The sequence below is a fragment of the Microbacterium sp. genome, from assembly GCF_036566905.1.
Classification (GTDB): Bacteria; Actinomycetota; Actinomycetes; order Actinomycetales; family Microbacteriaceae; genus Microbacterium.
Genome location: NZ_DATCVK010000039.1, coordinates 1 through 10,281, shown reverse-complemented (window position 1 = coordinate 10,281; position 10,281 = coordinate 1). Strand labels below are relative to the sequence as shown.

The window sequence follows — 10,281 nt, the reverse complement described above, 5'->3', positions numbered from 1 at the left end:
GGGCTCGCCGAGCTCGCCGCCCTCGGGTGATGGCCCGATCACGGCGCTCGACGTCGCCGAGGCGCTGCCGCAGGCGGTCGCCGAGGTCCTCGCGCGAGGCTGAGCGGCCGCGGTCGCGGTCCCGCCCGTCCCTAGGATGGTGGGGTGGCGCGACGGGCGGTGGTGTGGGCGGCGTTCGTCCTCGTTCACGCCGTGGTGATCTGGCTCGGTTTCGCAGGCGATCACGCCGCCTCGTGGGACGTCGACCAGCTGTACCGGTGGTGGGCGGGTCGCACGCTCACGGGTGAGGCCTTCCCGGGCATCACCGAGGACTGGGTCTACCCGCCGCTGGCCCACCTGCCGATCCTCCTGGTCGGCGCCTTCAGCGGTCTTGTGGACTACACGCTCGGGTGGGGACTGCTCATCACGGCGCTCGATGCGGCGGCCTTCGCCGTGCTGCTCGGGAACGGCAGGTCGCGGGGCCGTCTGATCGCCGCCTGGTTCTGGCTCGCCGCGATCCTCGCCCTCGGCGGTGTGGGCATGTTCCGGCTCGACGCGGTCACCGTGCCGCTGGCGGTCGCCGGCGCGCTGTGGCTCGTCGGGCGACCCTGGCTCGGCTCGGTGCTCCTCGCCGTCGCCACCTGGATCAAGGTCTGGCCGGCTGCGCTGCTCGCGGCGGCCCTGATCGCGGTCCGGCGACGGCTGGCCGTCGTCGGTGGCGCCGCGATCGTCTCCGCGGTCGTGGTGATCGCGGTCGTGCTGGCCGGCGGCGGGGCCCACCTGCTCGGCTTCGTCGGCGACCAGACCTCGCGGGGGCTTCAGATCGAGGCCCCGGTCAGCACGGTCTACATGCTGCTCGCGGCGGCCGGAGCGCCCGGCGCGGCCGTCGTCTACGACGAGGACCTGATCACGTTCCAGGTCACCGGGCCGGGCATGGACGCGGTGATCGCCGTCATGACCCCCGTGCTCATCGCGGGGATGCTGGCGATCGCAGTGGTCGGGGCCCTCAAGGCCTGGCGCGGAGCGTCCTTCGTCGCACTGTTCCCGCCGCTCGCCGCCGCACTCGTCCTCGGGTTCATCGTGCTCAACAAGGTCGGCTCGCCCCAGTACATGACGTGGCTCGTGGCGCCCGTCGTCGTCGGGCTCGTCCTCCAGGTGCGGCGCTGGTGGCGGCCGGCCGTCCTGACGCTCGTCGTCCTGGCGCTCACGCAGTTGATCTTCCCCTTCTGGTACGACGCGATCCTGACGCTCATGCCTGCGGGCGTGGCGCTCCTCGTCGTGCGCAACGTTCTGCTCGTCGGCCTGTTCGCGTGGGTCGTGGTGCGTCTTGCTCGGGTGCGCGTGCGCCGGCAGGTGCCGCTGCGCGTGCCAGAGTAGGGCGGGGCCGCGTCACCGTCGTGGCTCCGCGACATCCCTCGAGAACCGGAGGTTCGAATGCTCGTCGCCTTCTCCGTCGCCCCCAGCGGGACCGGCCGCGCCGACGGCTCGGTGCACGACGCCGTGGCTGCCGCCGTGCGCGTGGTCCGCGACAGCGGCCTGCCGCACCGCACGACGTCGATGTTCACAGAGATGGAGGGGGAGTGGGACGACGTCTTCGACGTCGTCAAGCGGGCCACCGACGCGGTGGCGCCCTACGGGTCCCGGATCTCGCTCGTGCTCAAGGCCGACATCCGGCCCGGACACACAGGAGAGCTCGACGGCAAGATCGAACGGCTGGAGGCCGCGGTCGCGCGGCAGGAGGTCGAGGGCGGGCTCGAGTAGAGCCCGGTCGCACCGGGCACGCAGGCGTATGCGACCTCGCGTGCCGAATCGATTCGACAGCGGGCGTGAGCGCCGCTAGCGTGACGTGGTGCCCTCCTCGGAACTGACGACCTCCTCCCTGTCGAAGAAGGCCGCGATGTGGGCGCTCCTGTCGCTGGCCGTCGGCAGCTTCGGCATCGGCATGACCGAGTTCGTGGTGATGGGGCTCCTGCCGAACATCGCGGAGGATCTGCTGCCGTCGCTGTGGGCCACGCGCTCCGAAGACGCGATCGCCCAGGCCGGCTGGCTCATCTCGCTGTATGCGCTCGGCGTGGTCGTCGGTGCCCCGACGATCGCGGGCGCGGTGGCGAAGTATCCGCGCCAGCGCGTCATGATCGGGCTCGCCCTGGCACTCACCGTCTTCAACGCGCTCACCTTCCTCGCCCCGACGTTCGAGTGGGTCGCGGCGTCCCGGTTCCTCGCGGGCCTCCCGCACGGCGCGTACTTCGGCATCGGCGCGCTCGTCGCCGCCGACGTGCTCGGCCCGGGCATGCGCGCGAAGGGCGTCGCGTTCGTGCTGACCGGCCTCACCGTCGCGAACGTGGTGGGCGTGCCGCTCGGCACCTACCTCGGGCAGCAGGTGGGCTGGCGCGCCGCGTTCATGGTGGTGGCGGCCATCTTCGCCGCCGCGACCATCCTCATCGCGTTCTTCGTGCCCGAGCGACCGGGTGACCCGAGCCGCACGATGCGGGCCGAGCTCAAGGTCTTCCGCATCGGGCAGGTATGGCTCGCGCTGGGTGTCGGTGCGATCGGCTTCGGCGGCTTCTTCGCGGTCTACAGCTACATCGCTCCGCTGGTGACCGAGGTCGCCGGATCGCCCGAATGGGTCGTGCCGATCGTGCTCGTCGTCATGGGCATCGGCATGACTGTCGGCAACCTCGTCGGCGGGCACCTCGCCGACGTCGACCTCAAGCGCACGCTCGTCGGCGGGCTGATCGGGCTGGCCGTCGTGCTCGCGCTCCTCGCCGTGACGGCGGAGTGGATCTGGGCTCTGGGCTTCTTCGTGTTCGCGACCGGCTTCGTCGCGTCGGCGCTCAGTCCCACGATCCAGACGCGCCTGATGGACGTCGCACAGGACAACCAGTCGATCGCGGCCGCGCTCAACCATTCCGCCCTCAACATCGGCAACAGCCTGGGCGCGTTCCTCGGCGGCGTCGTGATCGCGGCGGGCTGGGGCTTCCTCGCGCCCGCGTGGGTCGGCGTGGCGCTCGCCGGCGCGGGTCTCGTGCTCGCCCTGGCGAGCATCGCGGCCGAGCGCCGCCGCAGCCTCGTCATGGTGTGAGCGTCGTCCGCGCCTGGCGAGCCCCGGTGCGACGACCTCGCGCCGGCGCGGTGGACGCGGTTCGAGCGCTGGGTAGAGTGAGCGGATGCCGGAGCCCACGCCCGCCGATCGCGCGCTGCAGGCGCTGAGCGACTCGATGGGCGGCGCACGGACGCGGCGTCCCGAGGACGCCACCGACCCGTCGGTCCCCGTGGCGGCGACCGTCGTCCTCCTGCGCGACGCGGCGGAGGGACTCGAGGTTCTGATGATCGAGCGGCCCGACCGCGGCTCGTTCGCCGGCGCGTGGGTGTTCCCGGGCGGCAAGCTCGAGGCCGAAGATCGCCGCGCCGTAGACGAGCCGGAGGAAGCGGTCGCCCGCATCGCGGGTGTGCGCGAGACGCGCGAGGAGACGGCGCTCGCTCTCGATCCGGAGTCCCTCGTGACCCTGTCGTGCTGGGACCCGCCTCCCGGACTCGCGCTGCGGATCCGCACGTGGTTCTTCGTCGCACCGGCTGCGGCGGGCGTGCTGGCGCTCTCGGCCGACGAGGCGGTCGCGGCCGAGTGGGTGCGACCGGCCGACGCGCTGGCGCGACATGGCCGCGGCACGTTCACGCTGTACCCGCCGACGTGGGTGACGCTGCAGGGCTTGGCCGGCCACGCCGACACCGCGTCCGTCCTCGGCGGCGCGCGACTGGGTGGCGTGCAGCATTTCGAGACGGTGGCCCGCAGGGGTGGCGAAGGACCCGTACTGCTCTGGCGGGGCGACGACGAATGGGATCCGGATGCCGCAGCAGCGGCATCCGGATCCCGTCATCGCCTCGAGATCGGCGCTCTCCCGTGGCGCTACGAGCGCACGGGCTGAGCCGGCCTCAGGCGCCGATCACATCGGCGACGCGCACCAGGTCCGCGAACGTGAACGCCCCCGGGGCGGACCCCAGGGTCGGGATGAACGAGACGTTCAGCATCGACAGCGCATCCCGGCGCAGCAGCGTGACGAACGTGTCGGCGACGATCTTCGCCCCGAGCGGGCCGAGGTGCTCGCCGCCACTGGTCACCATCGCCTCGCGCAGCACGTAGTACCAGAGCGGCGTCTTCTCGAGCAGGAGGCCGTTCTGCTGCTGCAGGACCGCGAGCTCGTCGGCGGGAAGACCGTCGGTGAGCTGGGCGGTGGTGAGCACCGGCACGCCGAGCGCCGCCGCCGTCGCCTGTCCGCTCGGCAGGCCGAGGACGAGGCCGCGCAGCAGGTTGCGCGTCGCGAGGATGCTCATGAGCGCGTTGGTGCCCGAGCCGTCGAGGTCCTCGAGCGCGCTCGCGAGCACGCTGTCGATCTTCCGCGCGCTGTTGAACACGGGCACGGCGAAGCCGGTCTCGAAGAACGCGTTGAAGTCGACGACCCAGTTCGAGCGCACCGGCAGGTGCGGTTCGTGGATGAACGCGAAGACGTCCGACATCGGCTTGTTCCGCAGCTCGAAGTTCAGCCAGTACTCGTCGCGGATCATGCTGTGCCCGAACCGGTAGGCGGCGACCGAGAACTCCACCGGCATCTGGAACCTGCTGTTCGGCTTCGCCTTCACGTTCGCCAGTGCGTCGTCCACTGCCGCCTGACCGCAGATGCGCGGGAGGAAGTCGTGCACGACGGCCCACTGGTAGTGCAGCGTCGCCTGGCGCTTCGCTTCGACGAAGATGTCGCCGGTGAAGCCGGACGCGATCAGCTGGCCGACGATGGCGTTGTGGAAGCGCAGCATCGCGTGGTGCAGCTGCGACACGATGAGGTTCTCGTTGTTGCGCGGGTCGCCGATGATCGCCGTGAGCGCCGAGGTGCGCGGCACGTCGAAATCGGTGTGCGCCACCATCCCGCCCCCGCCCGCGGCGCCGCCGGCGCCGCCGAGACCGCTCGGAAGGTTGGTTCCCAGCAGCATGCGGAACGCGGATGCCGGTTCTCCCGGTGCGGGTGCGGCGTAGAGGAACGCGTCCACCGCCGGACCCTTGCCGTACACGCTGTCGAGATCGAGCATCGGCGAGCGCATGTTGTTGATGATCGTCGCGTCGACGATCGCCGGTGAATCGAGCGCCGATGACACGTCGAGGGTGATGTCGTGGTCGACGAACTGCCCGACGTACGTGTAGCCCGACGGTGTCGCCGAGTCGGCCGCGGTCTCGCGGCCGCTGTTGGCCATGAGGTTGCCGAGCTGGCTCAGCAGGTCTCGCGTCGCGTCGTCGAGCGGCAGCCGGCTGGCGGCACGCACCTTGGCCTTCGTCAAGTACCCGAACTTGTCGGCGTCCGACGCGAAGACGTCGTGCGCCGGAAAGTACCCGAGCGAGAACTTGGCGCCGTGGAAGCGTCCGTGCTCGGGTCGTACCGCCTCCAGTGAGGACCGGATGTCGACGGGGAGCCGCGGCGCCTGCCGCTTCTCACCGGGCGACCTCTCGCGGGTGCCGTTCAGGCCCAGCTGCTCGCGCAGGAAGGGCTGCGCGGCGAACGCGTCTTCGGGCGACTCGGCACCCGATCTGGTATCAGTGCTCATGATTCCCTCCTTGGGACATTGCCCAGTGGGAGGGTGACAGGGCCGGCGGTGATACGCCGGTGGCGCGAATCAGGACTCGAGCAGGCGCCGCAGGTGCGCGCCGACCGCGTGCGTCTCGATGAGGAAGCCGTCGTGGCCGAAGTCGCTCGAGAGCACGACGGCGCGGTCGCCGTCGATGGTGTGGCGGATGCCGCGGGCGATGCGGTGCTGTCCGTCGATGGGGAACAGCCGGTCGCTGTCGATGCCCAGCACGAGCGTTGTGGCGGTGACGAGGGCGAGCGCGTCCTCGACGCCGCCGCGGTCACGGCCCACGTCGTGGGAGTTCATCGCCTCGACGAGCGTGATGTACGAGTTCGCGTCGAAGCGCCGCGTGAACTTGTTGCCGTGGAAGTCGAGGTAGGACTCGACGGCGAAGCGTCCGTCGTGGCCGAGCGGGCTCACGCCGGACTGCCAGCTGCGCTGGAACCGCTGATTGAGCTCGGTGGGGGAGCGGTAGTTCAGGAGGGCCATGCGGCGCGCGAGGGCGAGTCCGCGGTTCGGGCCGTCCCCGTCGCCCGCGTCGTAGTACTCGCCGCCCTGGAAGCGGGGATCGATGCGGATCGCCTCCTGCTGCACCGAGTTGAGCGCGATCTGGTCGGCGGTGTTGACCGGCGGCGACGACAGGATGCCGACGCGTGCGACGCGATCGGGCAGCATCACCGACCACTCGAGCGCGTGCATGCCGCCCATGGATCCGCCCACGACGGCCGCCCAGACATCGATGCCGAGCGCGTCGGCGAGGCGCACCTGCGCGGCGACCTGGTCGCGGATCGTGAGGTAGGGGAAGCGTGAGGCCCACTCGTAGCCGTCCGGGCCGATGGAGGCCGGACCCGTCGAGCCCTGGCAGCCGCCGAGCATGTTCGGAGCGATCACGAACCAGCGGTCTGTGTCGATGGGGGCGCCGGGGCCGACGATGTCGTCCCACCAGCCGGACGTCGGATGCCCCGCCCCAGCCGGTCCGCGAACGTGGCTGTCGCCGGTGAGGGCGTGCAGCACGAGCACGGCGTTGTCGCGCGCGGCGTTGAGCTCGCCCCACGTCTCGTAGGCAAGGCGGTAGGCAGGAAGCTCCCGGCCACCCTCGGTGCGGAACGAGCCGAAGGCGGCGAAGTGGCGGTCGCCGACCGGATCGCCGTCACGCCACGCGCCCGTCGCCGGCGGACGCCCCAGCAGCAGCCGGGCGTCGGCCTCCGTCACCGGTGCGCTGGGCACCGTGTCTTCGGAGGTCTGCCAGTCCATTGGTCCATTCTTGCGTGCCGGTGCGGTCGCACGCGGTCTGTTACGGGTGCCGGCGCGGCGCGTGACATCGCCCGTGCACCCGCGCGTGGGATGATGCGCGCATGTCCAGCGCTGAGCCCTTCATGCCCGCCCACGAGCCTCCGGCGTCCACACCGCCCGAGGAGCACGACGTCGATCACGACGCCGATGTGCTCTTCGATCCCGCGGACGCGAGCGACGACGCCGGCGCGGACGCGCAGCCGTGGCACACCGACGCCGCAGCGCCGACACTGCCCCGTCCGGTGCCGGGTGCGCATCTCACCGCCGAGCAGCTGTCCGCCGACCTGGCCTCCGACGACCGCGAATGACCGATGCCTCGGACCGGCGCGGTGCGCCGGGCCGAGGCATCAGCGTCCCGAGGAGGGGTATCAGGCGCGAGCGGCCTCCGACACGCGCCGGGCCGCCGCGAGCGCCTGCTCGAGGTCGGCCTTGAGGTCGTCGATGTTCTCGAGCCCGACCGAGAGGCGCACCAGACCCGGCGTGACGCCGGTCGTGAGCTGCTGCTCGGGCGTGAGCTGCGAGTGCGTCGTCGACGCCGGGTGGATCACGAGCGAGCGCACGTCGCCGATGTTCGCCAGGTGGCTGAACAGCGTCAGCGAGTTGACGAACTCGCGACCCGCCTCGACGCCGCCCTTGAGCTCGAACGACAGCACCGCGCCGACGCCCTTGGGGGCGTAGTTGTTCGCGGCGGCGTACCAGGGCGAGGTCGGCAGGCCCGAGTAGTTGACCGACGCGACGTCGGTGTGGTTCTCGAGCCACTCGGCGATCTCCTGCGCGTTCTGCACGTGACGCTCGACGCGCAGCGACAGGGTCTCGATGCCCTGGATGAGCAGCCAGGCGCTGTTCGGCGAGATCGCCGCACCCAGGTCGCGCAGCAGCTGCACGCGCGCCTTGATGATGTAGGCGAGGCCGTCGCCCACCGCCGCGGTGTACGACGCACCGTGGTACGACGGGTCGGGAACCGTGAGGCCGGGGAACCTGTCGACGTTCTTCGACCACTCGAACGTGCCGCCGTCGACGATCACGCCGCCGATGGTGGTGCCGTGGCCGCCGAGGAACTTCGTCGCGGAGTGGACGATGATGTCGGCGCCGTGCTCGAACGGCTTGATGAGGTAGGGGGTCGCGATCGTATTGTCGACGATGAGCGGCACGCCGTTGTCGTGCGCGACGTCGGCGACCGTGCGGATGTCGAGCACATTGATCTTCGGGTTGCCGATGGTCTCGGCGAAGAACAGCTTCGTGTTCGGCCGGACGGCGCGGCGCCACTCCTCGGCGTCGTCCTGGTTCTCGACGAACGTCGTCTCGATACCGAGCTTGGCGAGCGTGTACTTGAAGAGGTTGTACGTGCCGCCGTAGATCGAGCTCGACGACACGATGTGGTCGCCGGACTCCGCGATGTTGAGGACGGCCGAGGTGGCCGCGGCCTGGCCGCTCGCGAGGAGCAGCGCGCCGGTGCCGCCCTCGAGGGCGGCGAGGCGCTCCTCGACGACCGCTTGGGTCGGGTTCTGGATGCGCGTGTAGATGTTGCCGAACTCCGCGAGGGCGAAGAGGTTCGCCGCGTGGTCGGCGTTGTCGAAGACGTACGACGTGGTCTGGTAGATCGGCGTCGCGCGAGCCTTCGTCACCGGATCGGGCTGGGCCCCCGAGTGGATCTGCTTGGTCTCGAAACGCCAGTTCTCGGGTGCGGACATGGCTTGCTCCTGCGGGATCGGATGCCGGGAGCAGGCGCCCCCAGCCGGGTTCGACAGTACGGACCGCCCCTGTTGTCAACAACCCGCGGGAAATGTGACGTAACGCGCCCCCGCCGGTCGCGCAGCGCGCCGCCCGCCCGTGGCGACGGCCGCCTCCTCCCGTTGACTTGTCTCAGATGCATGCCCCGCCCGGCGTGTCGTGTGCATCTGTGACACGTCAGCGAGCGGGTGAGCGGCGGGCGTGCGGGTGGGTAGCGTGGAGGCATGGCGAACAGACGTGCAGTGGTGACCGGCGCGAGCTCGGGGATCGGTGAGTCGGCGGTGCGCGCACTGCGCGCGACCGGCTGGGACGTGGTCGGCGTGGCGCGACGCGCCGACCGGCTCGCAGCGCTCGAGGCCGAGACCGGTGCGGGCGCCTTCGCGGCAGACCTGACGTCCGACGCCGACGTGGAGGCCCTCACCACCTTCCTCGCCGAGACCGGACCGGTCCACGCGCTCGTGCACGTGGCCGGCGGCGCACGCGGCACCGATCGCGTCGAGGACGGCCGCGTCGAGGACTGGCAGTGGATGTTCGAGGCCAACGTGCTCTCGGCGCAGCGGCTCGTCTCGGCGCTGCTGCCCCAGCTGCGGCGGGCCGCGGCATCCGACGGTCACGCCGACACCCTCTTCGTCACCTCGACCGCCGCGCAGACCGCCTACGCCGGCGGCGCCGGCTACAACGCCGCCAAGGCGGGCGAGGCCATGCTGGCGCACGCCCTCCGCCTCGAGCTCAACGGCGAGCCGATCCGCGTCGTCGAGATCGCGCCCGGCATGGTGCACACGCCCGAGTTCACGCTCAACCGCCTCGGTGGTGACAGCGCGGCCGCCGAGCGCGTGTACGACGGCGTCGAGAATCCGCTGACCGCCGACGACGTGGCCGACGTGATCGCCTACGCGCTCAACGCACCCGGTCACGTCAACCTCGATCTCATCACCATGCGCCCGGTCGCCCAGTCCGCGCAGTTCCTCCTCGCCCGTGGCCCGCTGCGCCCTCGCGCCACGGAGGAGCTGTGATCCCCACCCGCGGCACCGTCGTCACCTATCCGGCGGGCGCGACCGCCTCGCGGAGCACCGTGGTGCACGTCGCCGAGGCGGGCGACGGTCGCAGGGCCATCGTGCTCGACGAGACCGCGTTCCATCCCGTCGACACGGCGTGGCCCGACCAGCCCGCGGATCGCGGCACGCTCCGCGTCGCCGGTGCCGACCTCGCGGTCATCGACGCGGTCGTGGGAGCCCTTCCCGCGGGCGCGTCGCCCGCCGACCGCCTCCTGCTCGGCGCGGAGGTGCCGGTGCGCACCGGCACCGAGGGATGGACCTTCGTCGTGGCCCACCTCGTCGACGGCGACGCGCCGGTCTCCGAGGGCGACACCGCCGACGTGACGGTGGATGCCGCCTACCGCGCGGCGCTCTCGGCCGGGCATACCGCGTGCCACCTCGCCTCGCTCGCCCTCGACGCGGCGCTGGCCGACGCCTGGCGGAAGGATGCCCCGGCCGACACGCTCGGCGCACCCGCCTTCGATGCGCTCGCGATCCAGGAGTCGCGGATCGTCGGCGACGGCTCGGTGGACGTGTACCGCATCGGCAAGTCGCTGCGTCGCAAGGGCTTCGACCCGGAGGCGCTCGCCGATCTCGACGCGCTCGCCGCGCGCGTCGACGCACAGCTGGCGGGCTG

10 protein-coding genes are annotated in these 10,281 nt (G+C 71.5%); 7 read left to right on the top strand and 3 right to left on the bottom strand.

All coding sequences use genetic code 11. The features are described 5' to 3' along the window. The first annotated feature begins 144 nt into the window (after window positions 1–144). The 4 genes from VIP82_RS04090 to VIP82_RS04075 all read left to right on the top strand — a co-directional run bounded on the left by VIP82_RS04090 (window position 145) and on the right by VIP82_RS04075 (window position 3,902). Window positions 145–1,356, top strand: a complete 1,212-nt coding sequence (locus tag VIP82_RS04090) for a hypothetical protein (RefSeq protein WP_331906011.1) — start codon at window positions 145–147, stop codon at window positions 1,354–1,356. 57 nt (window positions 1,357–1,413) lie between these two features. Further along, window positions 1,414–1,740: a thiamine-binding protein gene (locus VIP82_RS04085; protein ID WP_331906010.1), complete on the top strand. Its 327-nt coding sequence runs from the start codon at window positions 1,414–1,416 to the stop codon at window positions 1,738–1,740. Window positions 1,741–1,876: 136 nt separating this feature from the next. Next, window positions 1,877–3,061, top strand: a complete 1,185-nt coding sequence (locus tag VIP82_RS04080) for an MFS transporter (RefSeq protein WP_331906012.1) — start codon at window positions 1,877–1,879, stop codon at window positions 3,059–3,061. An 85-nt stretch (window positions 3,062–3,146) separates the two neighbouring features. Beyond that, a complete protein-coding gene (locus VIP82_RS04075) occupies window positions 3,147–3,902 on the top strand; it encodes an NUDIX hydrolase (RefSeq protein ID WP_331906009.1) in 756 nt (251 codons plus the stop codon). A 7-nt stretch (window positions 3,903–3,909) separates the two neighbouring features. On the opposite strand, the gene VIP82_RS04070 is transcribed toward VIP82_RS04075, so the two are convergent. After that, window positions 3,910–5,565, bottom strand: coding sequence for a peroxidase family protein (locus tag VIP82_RS04070; protein WP_331906008.1), 1,656 nt, complete (start codon window positions 5,563–5,565; stop codon window positions 3,910–3,912). 69 nt (window positions 5,566–5,634) lie between these two features. Continuing rightward, entirely contained in the window at window positions 5,635–6,840 is a 1,206-nt protein-coding gene (metX, locus tag VIP82_RS04065; RefSeq protein WP_331906007.1) for a homoserine O-acetyltransferase MetX, read from the bottom strand. A 101-nt stretch (window positions 6,841–6,941) separates the two neighbouring features. On the opposite strand from metX, the gene VIP82_RS04060 reads away from it, so the two are divergent. Then, entirely contained in the window at window positions 6,942–7,187 is a 246-nt protein-coding gene (locus VIP82_RS04060) for a hypothetical protein (RefSeq protein ID WP_331906006.1), read from the top strand. 60 nt (window positions 7,188–7,247) lie between these two features. On the opposite strand, the gene VIP82_RS04055 is transcribed toward VIP82_RS04060, so the two are convergent. Further along, a complete protein-coding gene (locus VIP82_RS04055; protein WP_331906005.1) occupies window positions 7,248–8,570 on the bottom strand; it encodes a bifunctional o-acetylhomoserine/o-acetylserine sulfhydrylase in 1,323 nt (440 codons plus the stop codon). Window positions 8,571–8,834: 264 nt separating this feature from the next. Here VIP82_RS04055 and VIP82_RS04050 point away from each other — a divergent pair, with 264 nt between their 5' ends. Next, window positions 8,835–9,623 (top strand): SDR family oxidoreductase, encoded by a 789-nt coding sequence (locus tag VIP82_RS04050; RefSeq protein ID WP_331906004.1) that lies wholly within the window; start codon window positions 8,835–8,837, stop codon window positions 9,621–9,623. Then, window positions 9,620–10,281, top strand: a 662-nt coding sequence (locus VIP82_RS04045; protein ID WP_331906003.1) for an alanyl-tRNA editing protein, incomplete at its 3' end; no start/stop codon positions are given. The genes VIP82_RS04050 and VIP82_RS04045, both read left to right, overlap by 4 nt.